Genomic DNA, 22260 nt, shown 5'->3' with positions numbered 1-22260 from the left:
AATGCATCTTGCTAATTAAACTTAAAGGACTTGACCGCATCGTCAAGCTGCTTCTTGTTAAAGGCGCTTGCGAACGCGGTGGACAGCGTAGTGGCGACCAGATAGCCGCGATTGTTCGAGACCACGACGTACAAGGTCGTCCGGGTGGAACCGCCACCCTCGCTGCCGTCGTCTTCCAGTACTAGCTTCTTGGCCGTAAGGCCCCCAAAGGTCGTCATGCTATTTTCCGTAACGCGAATTGCATTGGACTCGGCATCCGCCTTGGCGAAGCTGCTGTTCGCGCTCTCGTACAGCTGCTGAGCATCGGTGACGCCTTCCAAAATATCGATTAGCAAGCTGCCTCCGTTAAACGCATAGGAAACTTCGTCGTTCTCAAAGTCATTCTTCACGCCGCTCCACTGCTGCGGCAGCGCGATGCTATAGCCGTATTTGCGGCTCGTCTTCGTGGTGACTGCCGTCCGGTCGACGATATCCGAATCGTCCACGATCTCGCCGAAGTTGTCTTCGACTTCGCCGTAGTCGACGCGAAGCGACTTCAGCACTTGACCCAGGATCGGTTCGAATTCTGCCTTGCGGTTCTGCAAATAGGCGAATTCAGTGTAGTAACGATAATCTCCTTCAACGGCGAAGATCTCGTACTCCTCCCACCAGTTCTTCGTATCGTAGGAGTAAGAGAGCTTTTGCATGACGGCAGGCTTGCCGTTCCATTCCACGTTTGTCTTCTCCAGCACCTTGTAATAAGGCGTATCGAACGTATCCTTAAAGCTGCTCATCTTCCTGTCGATCCATGCATCCACCGTATCGCCCTTCACGAGCGACGTCACGTCAACATACACGTAGGCGCTCTCGTCCTTCGGCTGATAGTACGGATAATTGGAGTCCTTGGCAAGCTCCCATTCCTTCGGCAACTGCAGCGACAATCCATAGTCTTCATACTTGAACGTCTTGTAGCCGGCGACAATTTGCGTGAGGTCCTTCAGCTTGCTGTCCGCGCTGTTAAACGACGTCTTGAAGCTGTCCAAAATGGTTGTGGACTGCTTCAGCTCGGAGGCGCTGGACGCTTTTTTTCCATAAGCGACGATGTACAAGAAATCGTTGGCCTGGAAGCCGCGATATTCGTAATACAATCCGTTTTTGTCCTTCGTAATGACGCTTTCGTAAGTTGCTCCTGCACGGGTTTCCGTCGTTTTCGTGACCGTCGTCTCGGTATTGTAGTAGAGCGAATAAATCGTATCCCTAACCTCGGACGCGGTCAATTGGTCGATCTGCGGGTACACGTACACGCCGAGGAAGTACTCCTTCTTCACGTCTCTGAACTCAAGCGCATCCCCATCCGTCGACTGGTAGTCCTGCACGAGGCCTGTCGGATAATTCATCGACCACTTGTAGTAACTGTCGCCGATCTTGGACTTGCCTGCATCCGAGTCGATCGCGCTTGTCCCGCCCGTCGATCCCGATCCGGAAGCGACGTTCGCCAGCGTGACCCGAATCTCCTTGGTGGCTGCCGTAAAGCTCTTGGTGGCGCCCAGATACTGGACGACTTGCAGCGGTACCATCGTTACGCCGGATTGCAGCAGCGGCGCTGCCTGAAGCGCGGTCGCCTTGCCGTCGGCGGTAGCCGTCTTGCCGCCGAGCGTCAGAACGAGCTTGTGACTGCCCAGCGTCAGGGTGAGGATTTTATTTTGCGTCAGAGCAAGCTTGGCGCCCAGCCCCTTCGTAAGCACGCTCAACGGGATATACGTGGCTCCATTCTTTTGAAAAGGGGGTTGTACGGTCGATGCCGTTCCGTTGACGGTCATTTGCTTGCTGCCAAGCTTCAGGCGAATATCGATAGCGGGTGAAGAAGAATCGGCAGCCCATGCGGGAATTGCCGCGACGAACAGCAAGACGAACGCCAGCAGCAAGACGCTGAATCGTCCGGTCGATTTGCGATTAAACATGAGTAAAAGTGCTCCTCTCTAGTGTGACAAGCTGGTTGAAAGAACGACCTTTTTCTTAACTAGATCCCCGTCCGACAGTACGGTGATCTCAATTGGCTGCCCCGGCAAATATGCCTTCAGCAGCTCGCTCAGCTCGACGAGCGTGGCAATCTGCTTGCCGGCGACGGCGTAGATCTCATCGCCTTCCTGCAGTCCGGCTTGCTTAGCCTCGGGCGACGAAACCGCCGTGACGGTCATCGGCTCCTCGGTCGGCAAGCCGACGACGGCGGACCAACTCTCCTCGAGCTCCAGTCCCAGCGAAGGGCGCATGACCTTGCCGTACTTGGCGAACTGGTTCAGCACGTACTGCACTGTATCCGCCGGAATGGCGAAGCCCATGCTGTCGATGTCGACGTCGACGAACTTCATGGAGTTGATCCCGACGACCTCGCCTTTCATGTTCACGAGCGGGCCGCCGCTGTTGCCCGGATTGATGGCCGCGTCCGTCTGCAGCAGGTTGTAATCGTCGGAAATAGACCGGTTCAGCCCGCTGATGACGCCGACCGTGGCCGTGTTGCGCAGCGAGAACGATACCGGGGTGCCGATCGCGATCGCAGGCTCGCCGACCGTAACCTTAAGCGGAGACGCCGCGAACTTCGCGGGCTTAAGGCCGGTGGCCTTGATCTGGACAAGCGCCAGATCGCTGGTTACGTCTATCTGCTTGCGCGTGCCTTCATACTCCTTGCCGTCTGCCGTGACGACGACGATCCGCGTCATGTCCTGCACGACGTGCGCGTTGGTCACGATCAGTCCGTCCGCCTTGATGATGACGCCTGTCCCATGCGCCAGCGCGAACCGGCCGCCATTCGCGTCCGGCTTGCCGATGATGGCGACGACGCTCGGCGCGACCTGCTTGATGACCGAAGGCACGTCCGCAGGCGTGTACTTGTACGTCTGACTCGCCTTGTCGTAGGTTCCAGTGCCGCCTAGCGCGGCGGTTAACGACGTCGCTTTGACATACGCTTCGCCGTTGATGACCTTGACCGGGAGGCTGATCGCGCCCGATGTCGGCGCTGCCACCGTCGCCGAACCCGCCATCAGCAGCCCGAACGAAAAAAATGCGGCTCCGATCGCCGCTTTACCGTTTATCTTTTTAAACAACCCGCTCCCCAACTGCCTCTCGTTAGTAATTTAAGACCTTTTTACCATATCAGAATCCGAGCTGATGTTACATCGGAGATTATGTCGAACGATGTCGAACACGCAAAAAAAGAGAACCGGGCTCGCGCGCCGGCTCTCTTGTCTCAGTTATGGGTTGAATTGCAGCCGGCGATCGTTACCAGCCGCTGACCATCTTCACGTCCGCGATCAGGAAAATGATCAAGGAAACCGCCGTGAATCCAATGGCAAAAATATTCTTGTTCGGACGCTGCCTCACCAGGCGAACGAGTCCGGCCACGATCAGAACCGTGATAATAACCATGAAAATGTCGAATACCGCGAACGTGCTTGCGGATTCAGCTGCATTTTCCGCGAGAAACATGGGTTGTCCTCCCTTATCTCATAACTTTCCCAGTATCCTCTATGTTAGCCATAAGGCACCCGTGTTGCAAGTCCGAATTTGCCGCCGTAACAACTTTGTCACAATAAGCGGGAAAGCGCTGCCTCTCAAGCCGCGCTTCATGCAGCCTTTGAAATATAAAATGTCCAGCTCCGCCAACATTTATAACAGGCATGCCCGAAAATCGCTGTCGTCTAGGGCATCGGGTTGACACCGCAGCCTGCCGGTACTACGCTCAACTCAACCCCAAATCGAGGAGGCAATGCGTCCATGCGCGAACGTCCGAATTCAAACGAATACACGCCCTACCAAGGCCAGTATGTCTCGCTCGTTCCCGAAGGCGATCTGATCGAAATTCTCGAGGCGCAAAAAGCGCGCACGCTCGGCCTTATCTCCGAATTGACGGAGGAGCAAGCCAACTATCGATACGCGCCAGGCAAGTGGTCGCTCAAGCAGGTTGTCGGCCACATCAGCGACAACGAGCGCATCCAGAGCTATCGGCTGCTCCGCATCGCCCGAGGCGACCGGACGAATCTGCCGGGTTACGAGCAGGACGAGCTCGTGCCGAACGGGCCTTTCGAGAGCTGGACGCTGTCGCAGCTGGCCGAAGATTACCGGACGGTCCGTGAGTCGACGCTAACTCTGCTGCGCGGGCTGCGAGCCGAAGATTGGACGCGGATCGGCAACGCGAACGACAATCCCGTCAGCGTAAGGGCACTGGTCTGCATCAATAGCGGCCATGAGCTGCATCACCTGCGGATTATCGAGGAGCAGTACTTAAAGTGAAGGTGACGCAAGTTAGTTGCAGCAAGGAATGCGAAAAGCGGGCGGCTCTCCATCGGAGAGCACGCCCGTTTTTAATACAGCTAGAGGGTACGATCCACCTGTTGCCCTCTTGCCTCGATGCCGCGCAGGCCCGCATCCCGCATGCGCAGCTCCCGCCGGAGCAGGCGAACCTCTTGCGCCAGTTGCTCGAGCTTGCGCGAGATTCCGGAGGAATCGACCGCATGTCTGACGGTGAGCACGAGGGTGAGCCAGCCCGCGGCAATGGCGAGCAGCGCGACGACAATGACAAGCAGTGCGTTGACTTCGATGACGGGGTCCCCCTTCGTCGGATTCATACCCCGCATTATAAATCGAATTACCGCGTTTATCTACCATTTACAGCCTTTTCTGCTCGCGGCGTCCATTTTCCATTCACCCAGGTAATCAGGAACGAGATCCCTCCCAAGCCCAGCAGCACGAGCACCTTGAGCAAGGTCTCCTCTCCTTGAAGGTTGAGAACCATCGCTTTGAGCGCCACGAGAACGAGGACCACGGAGCCGAACCAACGGAACAGCGGCTCGCGGCGATATGCGCCCCATAGAAACAGCAGCAGCGCGTATAGGCCCCATGCGAGCGACAAAGCAAGCCGAAGCAGCGTCGTTTCTCCGCTTCCCCAGTCGTATGCCTCGAACAGTCCCGAGAGTTGCACGGTCAACAGTCCGCCGATGACAAGATGGGCGCCCAGGGCAAAGGCGTTCGACACCAGCTTACGGTCAGAGCCGTCCAATCCGACTGCCTGCCGGCTCGTCGCGAAGTAGAAGCCTAGCGCAGCCAGCAGCATCCAGGATATGGCACCCCAGTTCAGAAAGGGGACATAGACGCCAAACCAGTCGCCGCGCGGCGTTTCCCAAGTCGTGGAGAACCAGTAGATGCCGACGATAAACCAAATCGACATGGACAGTATCTCCGGCAGCCAATGCTTCCGCTTCCGCAAGCGTCCCACCGCCGCAAGAACGACAGCCACGCCCGCCCAGAGGAAGACATTCAGCAATGGTTTCACTTCAAGACCGCTGCCCAGCTGATTGAGCGCGACGAGCACCAGCAAGGCTCCGCCGAGGCCATGGCTCAGCGCATAGGCGAACGTGCGGCCCGATTGCCGTATCACGAAGGCGGCGGCAGCGAGGAACAGCAAGCCGATGAAGATCAGCGTATAGCCGTTGTCCAGCTCGCCTTTCAAAATAATAAGCGCCCAGACGCCGAACAGGATGCCGTTTCCGAGACTCAAGTACATATTTAACCCGTCGAAGCATCGGCCCAGACGCAGGCTGACGATCAGGCATGCGAGATGGTAGAACAGGAATGCGGCCAGCGCGTAACGGATCGGCATGTTCTGCCAGCCGTCCAGCGACGGGTCGAACCAGAAAAAGTAGATTGCATAGAGCGCCCAGGTTCCGGCAAAAGCGACCGGTCTCAGCTCGCTCCAGCCCTTTGCGATGCTGATCGAGAAAAATGCCGCGTTCAGCACGAGCAAGTATAGAAACAACGCGAAAACTTGGTCGGTCTCGGGCAGCATGAGCATGGGCGACAGCAAGCCGCCGGCCAGCGCGATATGCATGAGCATGCGGGAGCCGAACCGCCAGGCGTAAGCCACGGCCAATGCGGTGACGGCAATCATGCCGAGAAGCACGGTCATGGGCGCCCACAACGCATAGGCGATGCCGGCGAACGCTACGGTCGCGTAAAGGACGCAAGCGCCAAGCCCAATTCCGATTTCACCCGCGATAGCCCCTCTCGGCTTGGTCGCGATACGCGCTCCCGCCAGGGCAAAGCCGATGCCTGCCAGCAGCCCGACGCCGATCTTCATCGGATCGGTAATCCAGCCGCGGTCGACCGTATAACGGAACAGCGTGATAAAAGCGGTCAATACGAGCGCAACGCCGAGCAGCGATGTCCAGTGCTTGCGCAAATGGTCGATCATGACGGGGAACCCTCCTTGGGGGATTGATTATGACTTGGGAAAAGGCGATCGCCCAGCTTGACGAGGCCGAGCAGCAGCAGGCAAAGCGCAAAAGCTACGGCCTCTAACTCAAGCAGGTACCACGGCCACGGACCGAGCAGGTCGAGCAGCGAAGCCGACGGAGGTTTGCGGGCGAGGAACATGAAGTTGGTCCCGGCCAGCATATCTGCGATTGCGGCGGGCACCGCAAGTACCTGAAGCCAGCCAAAGGCGCGCAGGGCGGACCGCAGCGTCGGGCGGTATCCCTCTACGATCGTCATGTACAGATTGGAGACGACGATGAGGATATGGCCGAGGAAGAAGTGCATGAAGCCTAGCGTCGGAAACGGAGCCGTCAGGTCGGGCGTTGCCAGCGCCTGCGCCGCGCCGAGGATGCCGAGGAAAAACGTCACCTCGTAAAGCCGCCGGCTGCCGGTAAGCACCATTAGCGCGGTCAGCCAGATCATGAGGCTGCACAGCTCGAACGGCAGCGCATAGATATCCCAGTCCCGCTTGACCGCGCGGTCGGCCAGCATCGCCAGCTCGACGGCGGCCGACGCTGCGGCCAGTGCGATACGAGCCTGCTTCGACCCTCTCAGCCTTCGTCGCTGTACGCACACGACGGCGACGATCAGCGCCAGCAGGCCAGTTGCCGCCCAATGCGAAGCTCCGTATGGTTCAAACGCCATGTTCGCTCCCCCTCTCTTCATCCTTATTTTAGAAAATCGGGGCAAAAAAAATAGTACCAACTTTACGTGGTACCATCATGGCGTATCCGCGAACCGTTTATTCTCAGGGGTCGAGACTTTGTCCTGGCTCTTCCTTCTGCTTGAACAATCCCATCTCCCTGGCCTGCCTGGCCGCCTCTTTGGAGCCGGGAACGCCGAGCTTGCGGAGAATGTGATTGATATGGTTTTTGACCGTGCGGATGGAGATAAACTGCCTGTCTGCGATCTGCGACTGCGAATAGCCGCGGTCGACCATCTCGAGCAGTTGCAGCTCTGCAGGGGTGATCATATCCTGCAGTTTCTTGACCTCGAACTCCCGCTCCAATGCCTTGAGACGCCTGAATTCCTCTCGCATCCGATCTGCTGCGGCAGGACTGATTGCGGCCTCGCGGCGGGCGGCTGCACGGATCGCGGCGGGCAGACCCTCGAAGTCCGTCTTCAGTTGATAGTCGATGGCGCCAGCCTGGAAAGAGCGCAGGATAAGGTCTTTCTCCTCCATTGAAGTCAGCATGATAACGCGTGCGCCGGAGCCGGCAGCTACTTCTTCGGCCAACACGACGCCCTCCGGACTGCCATGCAGCATGATGTCCATAAGGACGACGTCCGGGAGCGCCGGATCCTCCGTCTCCTCCTTCTGTCCCAGCACGCCGCGAACCTGGTCCGGATCGCCGCTCGCCAGCGTCACCTGAAGATCAGGCTCCTCGTTCAGGTACGAGACGAGCCCTCTGCGCCAATCCTCGTCGTCTTCCACGATCCAAATGTTAATGGCCTGCATCCAGCCCCGCCTCCTTTGCGTTAGACGCCGCCGACGGCGTCGCATGGTCCGGCTGCGCTTGCACGCTCCGAATCGGCAATGTCATATAAACGCTCGTGCCCTGCCCGCTCTTGCTCCGGATGACGAGCGAGCCTCCATGCTTGCGCATGACTTGGTAGGCGTAAGGAAGCCCCAGACCGAAGTTGGTCCCGCCGCCCTTCGTCGTATAGAAGGGCTCCAGCGCGTGCGCGCGCTGGCTTCGGTTCATGCCCGGTCCGGCGTCCGCGACTTCGAGCACAAGCTCGCGCCGTCCCTCCGACAGCTTTACCGTGAGCGTTCCCCCGCTTTCCTTCATCGCTTCCGCCCCATTGGCGACGATATTGTTCAACGCTTCGCCAAGTTGCGCTGCGTCAACATTCGCCAGCCATTCTCGCGCAGGCAGCACGAGGCGCGTACGAATCCCCCCAAGCTGCGGTTCAAGCGCGGCCAGCGTATCGCGGACGAGTTCGCCTAGACGGACATTCGTCCGCCGCAGCTCCAGATCGCCGGTGCGTTGGTGTACGCGGGCGATCATCTCCTGCATATGCAGCGAAGCGGACAGCATCGTCTCGATATCGCGCAGCAGCTCGGGCTGCCCGGTCTTCTCCGCGTAACGCTTCGTCTTTTCCCCAAACAGCCGCAGCTTTCCCGCGTCGTTTTTAATGGCATGATTCAGAATGGCCGTACCGGCGTTGACGGCTCTCCACGTCGTATCCAATCGCCTGCGATCGACCAGCAGCCGGATGCCCATGAATCCGTAACTAAACAGGCCGATTAGAAAAACGGCGACTGCCAGCGACGCTATCCAAGCATTGTATACCCACATGCGCAGCATGCCGAGGCTGGGCAGCACGTAGCTCATCGCCAGAAGAAACAGCATAGGCGGAACTACGGCGAGGCAGACGATCCAGTAGGTGGGAGAAAGCGGCGAGCGCCGGGGCCGCAGCAGCAAAATATGCGCCGCGCCGTACAGCATGTAAGGTGCCGCCCACCAGACGACGACGCCAAAGGATATCGGATAGCGCTCGGTATACCACGGCGTCAGCAGCAGACAGAGCGCGATGGGCACAAGTAACGCGACCGGAAGCGCGCGTCGAAGCGCGGGATGCATCCGCACGGGACGGAACGCCAGCGCGAACAGCAGAAATGCGTAGGGCACGCCATAGTAGGAAGCGACGGAGGCTGTCGCCTGCACGTGGTAAAGCGGCTGCTCCCAACGGTCGCGGACCGCGCCTTCTGCAAGCGCAGGTATAATATTCAGGTCGAGAACGGCAGCCAGCGCGCCGGTGCCTGCAAAGAAGGACACCGCGGCCAGCCGCCGGGAAGCGGAGGAGCCTGAGCCCGCGGCCAGCAAAAAAAGCGCTACCGCCCACAGCACCGGCCATACGAAAAGCACTCGACGTCCTCCTCTCCATTACGTACCCGTTATTATAGGCTGGCGCGCTCTCGCACGCTTACATTTCCATCTTCGCGACCGATGACGATGCGCTCAGCCATGCCGACGAACAATCCGTTCTCAACGACGCCCGGTATAAGGTTCAGTGTCGTCTCAAGCGCCGCCGCGTCCTCAATCACGCCGAAGCGGCAGTCCGCGATGTAGTTGCCGTTGTCCGTCACGTAAGGCTCGTCTCCTTGGATCAGGCGAAGCGCCGGATGTCCGCCCAGTGCCTCTAAGCATCCCATCGTCAGCTTGGAGCCGAATGGCACAATCTCGACAGGCAGCGGAAATTGTCCAAGCGTCGCGACTTCCTTGGAAGCGTCGGCAACAATAACGAGCCGCTTGCTGTTCGCGGCGATGATCTTCTCCCGCAGTAGCGCACCGCCGCCCCCTTTAATCAGGTTCAGGTTCTCGTCCGCCTCATCCGCGCCGTCAATCGTCAGATCGATGCCGCCAGGCAGGATATCGTCCAGCGGAACCAACGGAATCCCTAGCGAGCGCGCCAGCTCCTCGGATCGGATCGACGTCGGCACCGCGGTAATTTTCAGCCCAGCCTTCACTCGGTTGCCAATTTCCATAATGGCCCAGTATGCGGTAGAGCCCGTTCCAAGCCCTACGAGCATACCGTCCTCAACAAGCTTGACCGCCTCTGCGCCCGCCCGGCGTTTCGGATCTATAGTCATGCGCCTCACCTTTCCCGCATTCGTTTACTTATTGCTTCGGATATACGCATTATAGCAATTAACCTTGCACTTTTCTCAAAAAAGAGCAGCGGCGCAACGAGTGTCTTGTAAGACACCGTTGCAACCGCTGCTCTTGGGCAACGTAACTTTAAGTCTTTCTCTTCCCGGTGGCAAGCTCTATGGTCAAACTTCGACCGTAGCCAGCGCCGCTTCGGTACGCGCCCGGTCTCGCTCCAACACGGGACCGAGGTACTTGCCCGTGTAAGACTTCGCGTTAGCCGATAGCTGCTCCGGCGTACCCACGCCGACGATCGTGCCGCCGCCGCTGCCGCCTTCGGGTCCGAGATCGACCAGATAGTCCGCCGTCTTGATGACGTCCAGGTTGTGCTCGATGACAAGCACGCTCTCGCCTGAGTCGACCAACCGCTGCAGCACCTGCAACAGCCGGTCGATATCGTGGGCGTGAAGCCCCGTCGTCGGCTCGTCGAGAATATAAAGCGTCTTGCCCGTGCTGCGGCGATGCAGCTCGGCGGCAAGCTTGACGCGCTGCGCTTCGCCGCCGGACATCGTCGTCGACGGCTGTCCGATCGTCATATAGCCAAGGCCGACGTCGAGCAGCGTCTGGAGCTTGCGATGGATGCGCGGGATGTTCTGGAAAAAATCTGTCGCATACTCGATCGTCATTTCCAGCACTTCCGCGATGTTCTTGCCCTTGTACTTGACCTCGAGCGTCTCGCGGTTGTAGCGCTTGCCCTTGCACACTTCGCACGGTACGTACACGTCGGGCAGGAAGTGCATCTCGATCTTGATGATGCCGTCTCCTTTGCATGCCTCGCAGCGGCCGCCCTTGACGTTGAAGCTGAAGCGTCCTTTTTTATAGCCCCGCACCTTCGCCTCGTTCGTAATCGCGAACACGTCCCGGATATCGTCGAACACCCCGGTATACGTGGCCGGATTCGAACGAGGCGTACGTCCGATCGGCGATTGGTCGATGTCTATGACCTTCTCTAGGTGTTCCAGACCCAGGAACTCCTTGTACTGCCCAGGGCGCACCTTCGCCTTGTTGAGGTCGCGGGCCAGCGTCTTGTACAGAATCTCGTTGACCAGCGTCGACTTGCCCGAGCCCGATACGCCTGTCACAGCCGTGAAAACGCCGAGCGGGAATTTGGCGCTCAGATTCTTCAGGTTGTTTTCCGTCGCGCCCTTCACTTCGATCCAGCGGCCGTCGGGTTTGCGTCTCTTGAGCGGTACAGGGATGAACTGGCGGCCGCTTAGATAAGCCCCCGTCAACGAATTGTCGTCGCGCATGACCTCTTCAGGCGTGCCTTGTGCGACAACCGTCCCGCCGTGTATGCCGGCGCCCGGACCGATATCGATCAGATAGTCGGCAGCCATCATGGTGTCCTCGTCGTGCTCTACGACGATGAGCGTATTGCCGAGATCCCGCATATGCTCCAGCGTCTTGATCAAACGATCGTTGTCCCGCTGGTGCAATCCGATGCTCGGCTCGTCCAGAATGTATAGGACGCCCATCAGGCTCGAGCCGATCTGGGTTGCCAGCCGAATGCGCTGGGCCTCGCCGCCCGACAACGTACCTGCCGCACGGGAAAGCGTTAGATAATCCAGCCCAACGTTGACCAAGAAGCCCAGACGGCTGCTGATCTCCTTCAAGATCAGGTTAGAGATCTGCGTGTCCTTGGCGTTAAGCTCCAGCGCATCGAAGAAGTTCATCGCGTCGCCAATCGACAGCGACGTGACATGAGCCACGTTCTGACTGCCGACCGTGACCGCCAGCGCTTCCTTTTTCAGCCGCTTTCCTTTGCAGCCTTCGCAAGGCTTGGCCCCCATGTACTCCTCGATAAATTCGCGGATGCCATCCGATGCGGTCTCCCGGTAGCGGCGCTCCAGATTCGGAACGACGCCCTCGAACTGAACCATCGCGTCCCGCGTATATCCGAACTCGTTCTGATATTTAAAACGAATCTTCTCCGGACCGGTGCCGTACATCAACAGCTTCATCTGCTTGTCCGTGAGCTCGGACACCGGTACCTTCGTGGGGATCTTATAGTGACTGCACACCGCAGCCAGAAACTGCGGATAATAGGTCGAAGTGCTGCCCGCCCAAGCGGAAAAAGCCCCCTGGTCTATGCTCTTGCTCTTGTCGTGGAGCAGCAGGTCGGGGTCGACGACCATCTTAACGCCTAGCCCGTCGCAATCCGGACAAGCCCCGAACGGCGAGTTAAAGGAGAAAAGCCGCGGCTCCAGCTCGCCCATCGAAAATCCGCATACAGGACAAGCCAGATGAGAGTTGAACATCAACTCTTCCTTGTCGATAATGTCCACGAGAATCTGACCGCCGGACAGTTTAAGCCCCGTCTCGAGCGAGTCAGCCAGACGCGTCGCAACGTCTTCCTTGACGACGATCCGGTCGATGACGACCTCGATCGAGTGCTTCTTGTTTTTCTCCAGCTCGATCGGCTCGGACAGATCCATGATCTCTCCGTTCACCCGAACGCGAACAAAGCCTTGCTTCTGGATATCGGCCAGCAGCTTCGTATGCTCGCCCTTGCGTCCGGAAACGACCGGCGCCAGAATCTGCAATCGGGTGCGTTCCGGATATTCCATAATCCGGTCGACCATCTGCTCTACGGTCTGCGACGTAATCGCGATCCCGTGCTCCGGGCAGTGCGGCTTCCCGATGCGCGCGTACAAAAGGCGCAGATAGTCGTAAATCTCCGTCACGGTGCCGACGGTCGACCGCGGATTGCGGCTGGTCGTCTTCTGGTCGATCGAGATGGCCGGGGACAGCCCCTCGATCGAGTCGACGTCCGGCTTGTCCATTTGCCCAAGGAACTGGCGGGCGTAAGCGGAGAGCGACTCCACATATCTGCGCTGCCCCTCGGCATATATCGTATCGAACGCGAGCGAGGACTTGCCCGAACCGCTAAGACCGGTCAGCACGACGAACTTGTCGCGCGGAATGGTCACGTCGATATTTTTCAAATTGTGGGCGCGAGCGCCCTTAATGACGATCTGATCGCTTCCCAAAAGTACAGCCTCCTGTCGTAACGGCCTGGGCTCGCTCTCCGCGCCGCCTCCGTTCACGTTCCCGTCACATAAGAATATGTGTTCTCATCTCATTATACTTGCCGATGAACTGGTTCGCAAATGGAAATCCCACCAAGACGCGGCGTTCTTTGGAGAGCTCTGCTCATTTGGTCCTTACACCGATTCGGCCGCCCCCGACCCATTCCGCCTGCTCTTCGCGCCGTTTCAACGTTATCCCCTTCGATCAGGTGGGCACCGTTCTAAATAAAAAAACTGCATTCTAACAGCCTTCGCGCCTATGTACTATGTATTTCAGCCTTGTTCCGTCCTTCAAAGAGTATCCCCTTCGATCAGATTAATGGTGGAATTCCACAAAACCTCAACAACGAAATGGTTAACCAAGCTTTCTTAACGCGTTTCTCAAAATAAGAAGTTCATTTCATAAAGAAATTCTGCAAAACAAACAATCGTTAAGAAACCTGAAATGCATTCTTATGCTGTCTGTAGTTAGCCAATCCCGACCACCTTACAGAACGTACAGCTTTCTTTTTGTTGACCAAATCGCGAAGCGTCACAGTCTGAGTAAGACCGCATAGAGATACAAGCTTTTCAAAAGAATTCGGACGTGCGTTGATTCGGAAACAAAATTCGTCCAGGTAAGCCTGCAGATGCTTCGGACCAATTCCTCCGAACGTCCTCGCAAGCCAGCCGATGACCCCCCGCCAGATTAATCCGAGCTCCGTCACTCCTTCACTATCGCTTTGCCTGACAATCTCAATGCTTTGAACGTCGGATTTTGCATCTGTCACATGGCGCCACAGGAAAGTGCCAAAGGAATCGACGCCAAATAAACGCCGACTAAACTCATCTGGCGACACTCGCTTAATTTTAACTTCGGCCACTTCGCCCGATTCCGGATCGATTGAGGCTCCTACGACTGCCGGCTGATCTCGCTGATCGGGCGGATCAAAAACCCCGCTCATGACTGGGCGCGCGTAAAAATCGCCGTATAGTTGCAGTTCTCCTTTTAGAGGCCTAGATTCGTCGCATACTTGGATGGCATGCCTAAGCTTATGGTTGATCAGCCAAGCCGTCTTGTAGGTTACTTGAATAATCTCTGCCAGCAGCGTGGCGGAGATCCCCGTTTGCATCAAATATAAGGCGCTGAACCACTTTACGAGCGGCGTGCGCGTCCCCTCCATTATAGTTCCTGCAGTTAGAGAGGTCTGGTGACGGCAGACATGGCATTCATAGAGACTTTTGCGTCGGGAAGCGACTAGGTAACATGCAGCTCCGTCGCAGCGAGGACAGCGGTACCCGTTCGGCCACTTGGCCTTAAACAAAGCTAACTCGCACGCTTCCTCTTGAAATACTGGCATCTTCTCATGAAGCGTATGCATGCAACCCAACCTCCCCACTCAAAATAGGAACATTCGTTCTTATTCTAACACAATGTTCTGCCGATCTAAAGCGCCATTTTGTATCAATAACGATGGGGGATATTTGGATTAAAAGTTGATTGTTAGCGCTCGTTCCTGAGTAAAGGGGATACCGTTAAAGCTAATCTAGCCAGCTCCTCTCCTGCCCGAAGGGGATAGTGTTGAAAAGTAGCTAGCCCGCCTCTATCCAGCTCTTCTCCTGCCTGAAGGGGATAGCGTTGAAACGGGTTAAAGGAGCATTACAGCCCTCCTAACGCGGCAATTTTTTGTACCAAACCCGTACAACAAAAAACCTTGCCAGGACTAGCTATCCCGGCAAGGCGTGCGCAGCATTTTCTATAGACTCGCCTTCAGTTCAAGCAACGCGTCGCGTAGCTCGGCGGCCCGTTCGAACTGGAGGTTTTTGGCGGCATCCTTCATCTCGGCCTCGAGACGGTTGATGACGGACTGACGGTCTTTCTTGGACAGCTTGTCGACGTCCTCGAGACCCGTAAGATAAGAGCTCTTCTGCTCGGCGACTTTCGTCGCCTCGATAACGTCACGGACTTTTTTGCGGATGGTCTGCGGCGTGATGCCATGTTTCTCGTTGTAGGCGGTCTGGATCGCGCGGCGGCGGTCGGTCTCGCCGATCGCTTTCGCCATGGAGTCGGTGATCTTGTCGCCATACATGATGACGCGACCCTCGGCATTCCGCGCCGCGCGGCCTATCGTCTGGATGAGCGAACGCTCGGCGCGCAGAAAGCCTTCCTTGTCGGCGTCCAAAATGGCGACCAAGGTTACCTCGGGTAAGTCGAGGCCTTCCCGCAGCAGGTTAATGCCGACCAGTACATCGAACGTTCCGATTCGCAGGTCGCGCAAAATCGCCATCCGCTCCAGCGTCTTAATATCCGAATGCAGATAGCGAACCTTGATGCCGACTTCCTTCATGTAATCGGTTAGATCCTCCGACATCTTCTTGGTGAGGGTCGTCACGAGCACGCGCTCGTCGCGTTCGATGCGGGCGCGAATCTCGCCGAGCAGGTCGTCGATCTGCCCCTTTGTCGGACGCACCTCGATAATCGGATCGACGAGCCCCGTCGGACGGATGATCTGCTGCACCATGATCGGACAGTTCTCGAGCTCGTAAGGACCGGGCGTCGCCGATACATAGACGAGCTGCTTGGCTTTGCCTTCGAACTCCTCGAAGCGCAGCGGGCGGTTGTCCTTCGCCGACGGAAGGCGAAAGCCGTGGTCGACGAGCACAGTTTTGCGCGCTTGGTCCCCGTTGTACATTGCCCGCACTTGCGGGAGCGTGACGTGGGACTCGTCGATGACGATGAGATAATCGTCCGGGAAGAAGTCCATGAGCGTGTACGGCGTGGCGCCGCGCTCGCGGAACGTCAGCGGGCCGGAGTAGTTCTCGATGCCGGAGCAGAAGCCCATCTCCGCCATCATCTCGAGGTCGTAGCGCGTACGCTGCTCCAATCGCTGCGCTTCGAGCAGCTTGCCTTGCTCGCGCAGCTCGGCGAGGCGCTCTTCGAGTTCGCGCTCGATGTGGACCAGCGCGACCTTCATCTTCTCCTCGGCGGTCACGAAGTGAGATGCCGGAAAGATCGCGACATGATCGCGCGAGCCGATGATCTCGCCCGTCAGGACGTCGATCTCGGTGATCCGCTCGATCTCGTCGCCGAACATCTCCACCCGAATCGCACGGTCGCCCACCGATACCGGGAAGATCTCGACGACGTCGCCACGCACGCGGAACGTCCCCCGCGTAAAGTTCATATCGTTGCGCTGGTATTGGATGTCGACCAGCTTGTGAAGAATCGCGTTGCGCGATTTCTCCATGCCCACGCGCAGACTCAAGCGAAGGTCTCGGTATTCCTCCGGAGAGCCGAGACCGTAAATGCAAGAAACGCTGGCGACGATGATAACGTCCTTGCGTTCGAACAACGCCGAGGTCGCGGAGTGACGGAGCTTGTCGATCTCGTCGTTGATGCTGGAGTCCTTCTCGATATAAGTATCCGAGGACGGGATGTACGCCTCCGGCTGATAATAATCGTAATAGCTGACGAAGTACTCGACGGCGTTTTCCGGGAAAAATTCCTTGAACTCGCTGCACAACTGTGCCGCCAGCGTCTTGTTGTGCGCGATGATCAGCGTGGGCTTGTTCACCTTGGCGATCGTCTGTGCGATCGTGAACGTCTTGCCCGTACCAGTCGCGCCCAGAAGCGTCTGATGCCGCTTGCCCTCATGAATGCCGGCGACCAACTCCCGGATCGCTCCCGGCTGGTCTCCTTGCGGTTCGTATTCCGAAATCAGCTTGAATCCGGAAGGCACTGCCATGTCTAAGCCCACCTCCGTGTCTTGTAGACCAAAGTCCTATATCGTACCCTGCTTCATCCAGCCGATAAACAGGATATCCCTTCCAGCAAGTCCGAATATGTGTTCTCATTCATTATATCGGCTTCCCGGAAACCAGTCAAAGGAGTGAAGCTGCATGAAGCAGCGTATGGACCAGACCACGTCGTGGGGCATATTGGCGGCCCTTGCCGCGTTAATAGGCGGATTTTTATGGGAAGGCGGTCATTGGGAAGGGCTCGTGGAGAAAACGGCGCTGCTGATCGTATTCGGAGGGACATTCGCGGCCGTCGCGATCAGCTTCCCGGCATCCCGGCTGCGCCAGATTCCGGAATCGTTGAAGACAGCCTTTCGGCCCGGCACTTTGGAGGCCACTACCCGGATCGACGAGCTCGTCGATCTGGCCACGGTCGCCCGACGCGAAGGCGTACTCTCCCTCGAAGACAAGCTTGTAGACCACCCGGACCCTTTTATCCAAAGCGGTCTCCAACTCATCGTCGACGGCACCGATCCCGAGCTCAGCAGGCAAATCCTTGAATTCGAAATCGACGCCATCGAACAGCGGATGGAAAACCAAGCGAAAATCTTCGAGTCTGCCGGCGGGTATGCGCCGACGATGGGCATCATCGGCACCGTCATGGGGCTAATCCACGTGCTAAGCAATCTCGCGGATCCCGGCTCGCTTGGGCCTGCGATCGCTGTTGCGTTTACTGCCACGCTGTACGGGGTTGCCTCCGCGAACATCCTCTACCTGCCAATCGCGTCCAAGATACGCATCCGCGCAGCCGAGACCGTACAGTTTACGGAAATGATGCTGGAAGGCATCCTGGCGATCCAAGCCGGCGAAAATCCCGCGCTTATCCGCAAGAAGCTGACCGCCTTCATGCACACGGAGAAGCTGTCGTTCGTCCTGAAGAAGGAGGAGAGCGAAGATGGCGCGGAGACGCAGCCGGCGCAGCCGAAGCGCGCATGAGAATCAAGAGCGGTGGCTGATTACATACGCTGATTTAATTACCCTTCTGCTGATTTTCTTCATTATTATGTACGCGATGAGCCAGATCGATATCAAAAAATACGACACGCTGGCCAAGTCGCTCCAATTGGAATTTTCTAAGGCTGACAGTATCATCGAGATGGGCAGCGGGCTCGAGGGCGGCACCGACGTCGCTAAATATGCGAGCCCGCCGCCTTCCGCCAATCCGTCTCCAAGTGCCAGCGCCTCGGCCGACTTGGATGCGGAAATTGTCAGACGCCGCGAGCAAGCGCTCCAGGATTTGCTCAAGGTCATCGAGTCGTATGTCAAAGAAAACAAATTGCAGCAAGACGTGTTCGTCGGAGACACGCCTCAGGGGATCGCGATTCGACTGTCGGACAGATTCCTGTTCGACCTCGGCAAGGCGGATCTTAAACCGGACGCCAGACCTGCGCTGGACAAGCTGTCCAGCTTGTTTACGAAGCTGGACACGACCATCTCGATTCAGGGCCACACCGATAACCTGCCGATACAGCCGGGATCCGCATTCCAGGACAACTGGGGCTTGTCTTCCGGTCGTGCATTGTCCGTTCTCCGTTATTTCGTCGATACGCGCAAGCTGCCGGAAAAAATATTTGAAATCGCGGGTTACGCGGACACGCGCCCCGTCGCGGCGAACGACACGGAAGCCAATCGCCAGAAAAACCGCCGCGTGGAAATTCTGGTCGTGCGTCAGGCAGAATCCGCCACATGAAGCTGCACCAGGCCAATCCTCAGCCGTCGTTTATGACGGCCCGCTCCATGCAAGCACGACGGCGATGACCGCGGCGGCCGCGATGCCTGCATACAGCAGCATCCGGTTTCTCGCTGCGCGCCGTACAGCTTGAGGATTGGCCTTTTGCCGAATCCAAAGCTTGAGCTGCGCCAATTCGTCAGGGCCAGGCAAGCTTCGCACGGGGATCAGGCTGACGCCCTTCTGGCCGACGTATAAGATGATCATGCGGCGCGTGATCGCGAATCTCCGCACGTCCGACCAGTCGACCCGTCCCTTCGCAGTAGGCGTGAGAAAGCTAAAGCCTTGTTCGTCGAATGCATACGCCCGTTTTTCAACCGAAAAGCGCCTCTTCACGGCCTGGACCGCTCGCAGATAACTCGATCCGGGAATGAACAGCCCGAACGCCAGCAGCAGCCATTGGACGAAGTGGAAGTGATCCGCTGCCCCGCTTCCCTCCTTTAGCACCGCAAGCAGCATATACAGCAAATTAGAGCCGCAAACGAGCATGAAGAAAACAAAGCCCGGACTCGCATAGAAATGTCTCATGTTCAACGCGACAATCTCTTTCTCTGTCGTATCGAATTCAGCCTTCACAATCGTTGCCATGACAACCCCCTGTGACGCCTTGCGCCTTGCGCTTTGCGTCTCTTGATGCTCTACATTATAAGTCATTATCCGCTGCAGGCGACGCCGCATATCTTGAGTTTTAACAACATTTTATCGAACATGCGCGGGTTAAAGCTTATAATGGATGCAAACAAGATCGAACGGAGGCTGAATATGGGATTGTTTGACTTCATCAAGGGCCAGTTCATCGAGGTTATCGAATGGCTGGACGACACCGGTTCGATGGTATACCGCTTTCCTGTCTACGACAACGCGATTAAGATGGGCGCGAAGCTCGTCGTGCGGGAGTCCCAAGCTGCTATATTCGTTAACGAAGGCCAGATCGCCGACGTCTTCGGTCCGGGCACATATACCCTAAGCACGCAGAACATGCCGGTGCTTACCGCACTTAAATCTTGGAAATACGGCTTCAACTCTCCTTTTAAAGCCGATGTTTTTTTCGTGAGCACGCGCAACTTCACGCAGCTGAAGTGGGGCACGACGAATCCGGTTATTATGCGCGACGCGGAATTCGGGATGGTACGCTTGCGGGGCTTCGGCAACTATGCGCTGAAGGTGAACGATCCTGCCGTCTTCCTGAAGGAGATCTTCGGGACGCAGCAGGACTTTTCGGCGGAAAATGTGGCCGGTTACCTGAAGTCGGTTATTGTCTCAGGCGTTAGCGACCTGCTGGGCGAATCAAAAATTCCGGTCATCGACCTGGCTGCTTCATACGATGAGCTTAGCCGTGCCGCGACCGACAAGCTTCAGGCGCACTTTATGTCCATGGGCCTTTGGCTGACGGCGCTCACAATCGAGAACATCTCGCTGCCCGAGGAAGTCGAGAAGACGATCGACCGCAGGTCGTCCATGAATATCGCAGGCAACCTTGATCAATATATGAAATATCAGACGGCCGAAGCGCTGCGCGAGGCGGCGAACAACCCGGCGGACGGCTCGGCGGGTACGGGCATCGGTCTGGGCGCAGGCATGGCGATGGGACAGGCGATGAGCCAAATGATGCGGCAAAACGAGCAGCAGAATGCAGCGAATGCCGGAGGAAGTCAGGGCGCAGGTTCGGGCGCAGGCGCTGCCCCTGGCAGTGGTGCAGCCGCAAGCGAGCGTGCCGCGCAAGTCGGCGGTGTCGCCCCGGACGGCGGCAGCGCGACGCCGTCTAAAAAGTTCTGTTCGGAATGCGGGCAGCCGCTCGCGCCGAACGCGAAGTTTTGCTCCAACTGCGGGACGAAGGTGTAGGCCTGAATGGCGAAAGACGCAAACGCTGCGATGGAAGCCATACAATTTCCGTGCGCGAGCTGCGGCGGCGCGATGCTATTCGACGCGGACAGCCAGCAGCTGAAGTGTCAATATTGCGGTCGGCTGCAGGAGATCGATTCCGATACCTCGCTCCCGCAGGAGCATGCGCTGGACGACGGTACGCAAGAAGAGTCGGACACAGATTGGGGCGTAGCGCAGCAGACGATCAAATGCGAGTCCTGCGGCGGCGAGAGTTTGATTCCGGCCTTGCAGACGGCTACGTTATGTCCGTTCTGCGGCTCGCCGAAGGTGCTGCCCCAGCCCGCTACGGCAACGATAAAGCCCGAATCGCTTGTTCCGTTTAAAGTCGACAGCGATGACGCGAAAAATGCCTTCCGGGCATGGAAAAAGAAACGTTGGTTTCTTCCCGGCGCCTTCAAGCGGGAAAACACGAGCGCGCGACTGGCCGGCATTTATATTCCCTATTGGACGTACGATGCAGACACCTCTTCCGCGTACACCGCCGAGCGCGGCGACTATCACTACCGGACCGTAACGAAGACGCGCGTCGTTAACGGCAAAACCGAGACTTATACCGCCCAGGAACGCTATACGGTCTGGCACTGGGTAAGCGGCGATTACGACCGCTTCTTCAACGACGTACTGATCCCTGCCTCCGGCCAATACGACGCCAAGCTGCTGGATCGTCTGGGCAACTTCGAGCTGGGCGGACTGCTCGGCTACAAGCCCGAATATTTGAGCGGCTACATCGCCGAGCGCTATTCCGTCAACCGAACGCAAGGCTGGGAGGAAGCGCGGGAGCGGATCGACGGTACGCTGCGCGGCGACATCCGCTCCAAGATCGGCGGCGACGAGGTCCGCTCGCTGAACGTCAATACCGATTATTACAACCGCACGTTCAAGCATCTTTTGCTGCCTGTCTGGAACGCCAGCTATAACTACAAATCCAAGCCCTACCGCTTCATGGTCAACGGCCAGACCGGTCTCGTCTCCGGCACCGCGCCGCGCAGCGCTTGGAAAATTACGTTTTTTGTGTTGGCTTGTCTGGCAGTCGTCGGGGCACTCGTGCTGTGGTATGCGAGCAGCCAGCAACCGCCGCCACAATAGAAAAAGAGAACAAGCAATCGGAAAAAGCAATCGCCCTGCTCTCGAGCAGGGCGATCATTATTCTCCGATTAACTTCAAGCCTACCGCGGCGGCGATGACAAGCGCGAGGAAAAAGAGCCTTGAAGCCTGACGAGATTCGCCGTAAAAAATCATGCCAAGCACGGTCGCCCCAACCGAGCCGATGCCCGTCCATACCGCATAAGCCGTCCCCATCGAGATGTCTTGCATCGCAGCGGTCAGCAGGCTGAAGCTGAACAAGAAACTTACACATATGATAATCAGCCCCCACGCGTCCCTGCGGCTGCTCCAGCGGTTCAATCCAACCGTTCCTACTACTTCGAACAGGCCTGCGAAAAACAGATAAATCCATGCCATCAGTGAGTCCCGCCTTTCTCGGTGCCCGAGCCTGGTTTCGGGCCGGAGGTCGCTTTTAAGCCAACGATGCCTATGATCATGAGAGCGACAAGCGCTAACTTAGCCGCATTTAGTTCGCCCTCGTAAAATACAGCTTCTCCGATTACCGTCCCTGCCGCGCCGATGCCCGTGAACGCGGCATAGGCTGTTCCGATCGGCAGCACGCGCGTCACTTCCATCAGGCTCCAAAAAGAAAAAGCTAATGCGACGGCTGTCAACAGCCATTCCCACCAGGTCGAAGCATGCTTCAACCCCGATACCCAACCTACTTCCGTCACGCCGGCTGCGATGAGCAGCGTCCAATATTTTGTCATCGGCGATTCTCCTCTCTGTGTGCAAAAGATACAAAAAAAGCCCGAAAGCATCGGCATGCATGGTAAGCTGCGCGAGTGGCGCGCAT

Annotated in this window: 20 protein-coding genes and 1 pseudogene; 5 read left to right on the top strand and 16 right to left on the bottom strand. The window is 57.5% G+C overall.

Annotated features, from left to right (window positions below):
* Positions 1-11 precede the first annotated feature (11 nt).
* The 3 genes from ACFOTD_RS11650 to ACFOTD_RS11640 form a co-directional block, all read right to left on the bottom strand.
* Positions 12-1940, bottom strand: coding sequence for a stalk domain-containing protein (locus tag ACFOTD_RS11650; RefSeq protein ID WP_378118798.1), 1929 nt, complete (start codon positions 1938-1940; stop codon positions 12-14).
* An 18-nt stretch (positions 1941-1958) separates the two neighbouring features.
* Positions 1959-3080: a S1C family serine protease gene (locus ACFOTD_RS11645; protein ID WP_378118796.1), complete on the bottom strand. Its 1122-nt coding sequence runs from the start codon at positions 3078-3080 to the stop codon at positions 1959-1961.
* A 175-nt stretch (positions 3081-3255) separates the two neighbouring features.
* Entirely contained in the window at positions 3256-3462 is a 207-nt protein-coding gene (locus ACFOTD_RS11640; protein WP_282913265.1) for a hypothetical protein, read from the bottom strand.
* A 288-nt stretch (positions 3463-3750) separates the two neighbouring features.
* Between ACFOTD_RS11640 and ACFOTD_RS11635 the strand changes: the two genes are divergently transcribed.
* Positions 3751-4266 carry a DinB family protein gene (locus tag ACFOTD_RS11635; protein ID WP_378118793.1) on the top strand — a complete coding sequence of 172 codons (516 nt, stop codon included), beginning with the start codon at positions 3751-3753 and terminating at the stop codon, positions 4264-4266.
* 80 nt (positions 4267-4346) lie between these two features.
* Here ACFOTD_RS11635 and ACFOTD_RS11630 read toward each other — a convergent pair whose 3' ends face one another.
* The 10 genes and pseudogenes from ACFOTD_RS11630 to uvrB all read right to left on the bottom strand — a co-directional run bounded on the left by ACFOTD_RS11630 (position 4347) and on the right by uvrB (position 16695).
* The gene (locus tag ACFOTD_RS11630) at positions 4347-4601 is read right to left on the bottom strand and encodes a hypothetical protein (protein ID WP_378118791.1); all 255 of its coding nucleotides are present in this window, start codon (positions 4599-4601) and stop codon (positions 4347-4349) included.
* A 29-nt stretch (positions 4602-4630) separates the two neighbouring features.
* Positions 4631-6223 carry a DUF2339 domain-containing protein gene (locus tag ACFOTD_RS11625; protein ID WP_378118789.1) on the bottom strand — a complete coding sequence of 531 codons (1593 nt, stop codon included), beginning with the start codon at positions 6221-6223 and terminating at the stop codon, positions 4631-4633.
* The gene (locus tag ACFOTD_RS11620) at positions 6220-6930 is read right to left on the bottom strand and encodes a YwaF family protein (RefSeq protein ID WP_378118788.1); all 711 of its coding nucleotides are present in this window, start codon (positions 6928-6930) and stop codon (positions 6220-6222) included. The genes ACFOTD_RS11625 and ACFOTD_RS11620 overlap by 4 nt, the downstream gene beginning before the upstream one ends.
* 103 nt (positions 6931-7033) lie before the next feature.
* The gene (locus ACFOTD_RS11615) at positions 7034-7744 is read right to left on the bottom strand and encodes a response regulator transcription factor (protein ID WP_378118786.1); all 711 of its coding nucleotides are present in this window, start codon (positions 7742-7744) and stop codon (positions 7034-7036) included.
* Positions 7731-9158, bottom strand: coding sequence for an ATP-binding protein (locus ACFOTD_RS11610; protein ID WP_378118784.1), 1428 nt, complete (start codon positions 9156-9158; stop codon positions 7731-7733). The genes ACFOTD_RS11615 and ACFOTD_RS11610 overlap by 14 nt, the downstream gene beginning before the upstream one ends.
* A 32-nt stretch (positions 9159-9190) precedes the next feature.
* A complete protein-coding gene (rpiA, locus tag ACFOTD_RS11605; protein ID WP_378118831.1) occupies positions 9191-9877 on the bottom strand; it encodes a ribose-5-phosphate isomerase RpiA in 687 nt (228 codons plus the stop codon).
* A gap of 189 nt (positions 9878-10066) precedes the next feature.
* The gene (gene uvrA, locus ACFOTD_RS11600; RefSeq protein ID WP_378118782.1) at positions 10067-12931 is read right to left on the bottom strand and encodes an excinuclease ABC subunit UvrA; all 2865 of its coding nucleotides are present in this window, start codon (positions 12929-12931) and stop codon (positions 10067-10069) included.
* Between the two features lie 470 nt (positions 12932-13401).
* A complete protein-coding gene (locus tag ACFOTD_RS11595) occupies positions 13402-14133 on the bottom strand; it encodes a hypothetical protein (RefSeq protein ID WP_378118833.1) in 732 nt (243 codons plus the stop codon).
* 36 nt (positions 14134-14169) lie between these two features.
* Positions 14170-14310 (bottom strand): annotated as a pseudogene (locus ACFOTD_RS11590) (transposase); the annotation flags it as partial.
* Positions 14311-14706: 396 nt separating this feature from the next.
* Positions 14707-16695, bottom strand: coding sequence for an excinuclease ABC subunit UvrB (gene uvrB, locus ACFOTD_RS11585; RefSeq protein ID WP_378118780.1), 1989 nt, complete (start codon positions 16693-16695; stop codon positions 14707-14709).
* 166 nt (positions 16696-16861) lie between these two features.
* Between uvrB and ACFOTD_RS11580 the strand changes: the two genes are divergently transcribed.
* On the top strand, positions 16862-17683 hold the full coding sequence (locus tag ACFOTD_RS11580) for a flagellar motor protein (RefSeq protein WP_378118829.1): 822 nt from the start codon (positions 16862-16864) through the stop codon (positions 17681-17683).
* Positions 17643-18437: a flagellar motor protein MotB gene (locus ACFOTD_RS11575; RefSeq protein ID WP_378118778.1), complete on the top strand. Its 795-nt coding sequence runs from the start codon at positions 17643-17645 to the stop codon at positions 18435-18437. The genes ACFOTD_RS11580 and ACFOTD_RS11575 overlap by 41 nt, the downstream gene beginning before the upstream one ends.
* Positions 18438-18467: 30 nt before the next feature.
* On the opposite strand, the gene ACFOTD_RS11570 is transcribed toward ACFOTD_RS11575, so the two are convergent.
* Complete coding sequence (locus ACFOTD_RS11570; protein ID WP_378118776.1) at positions 18468-19064, bottom strand: YcxB family protein; 597 nt, start codon at positions 19062-19064, stop codon at positions 18468-18470.
* Between the two features lie 174 nt (positions 19065-19238).
* On the opposite strand from ACFOTD_RS11570, the gene ACFOTD_RS11565 reads away from it, so the two are divergent.
* Complete coding sequence (locus ACFOTD_RS11565) at positions 19239-20318, top strand: SPFH domain-containing protein (RefSeq protein WP_378118774.1); 1080 nt, start codon at positions 19239-19241, stop codon at positions 20316-20318.
* 6 nt (positions 20319-20324) lie between these two features.
* The gene (locus ACFOTD_RS11560) at positions 20325-21446 is read left to right on the top strand and encodes a TFIIB-type zinc ribbon-containing protein (protein ID WP_378118772.1); all 1122 of its coding nucleotides are present in this window, start codon (positions 20325-20327) and stop codon (positions 21444-21446) included.
* A gap of 57 nt (positions 21447-21503) precedes the next feature.
* Here ACFOTD_RS11560 and ACFOTD_RS11555 read toward each other — a convergent pair whose 3' ends face one another.
* Both ACFOTD_RS11555 and ACFOTD_RS11550 read right to left on the bottom strand, forming a co-directional pair.
* The gene (locus tag ACFOTD_RS11555; RefSeq protein WP_378118770.1) at positions 21504-21821 is read right to left on the bottom strand and encodes a DMT family transporter; all 318 of its coding nucleotides are present in this window, start codon (positions 21819-21821) and stop codon (positions 21504-21506) included.
* Positions 21821-22174 carry a DMT family transporter gene (locus ACFOTD_RS11550; RefSeq protein ID WP_378118768.1) on the bottom strand — a complete coding sequence of 118 codons (354 nt, stop codon included), beginning with the start codon at positions 22172-22174 and terminating at the stop codon, positions 21821-21823. The genes ACFOTD_RS11555 and ACFOTD_RS11550 overlap by 1 nt, the downstream gene beginning before the upstream one ends.
* Positions 22175-22260 lie beyond the last annotated feature (86 nt).

The organism is Cohnella sp. GCM10012308, assembly GCF_042649185.1.
Taxonomy (GTDB): domain Bacteria; phylum Bacillota; class Bacilli; order Paenibacillales; family Paenibacillaceae; genus Cohnella.
Note: the sequence above shows the minus strand (reverse complement) of the source record. Positions and strands in the feature narration are given on the sequence as shown.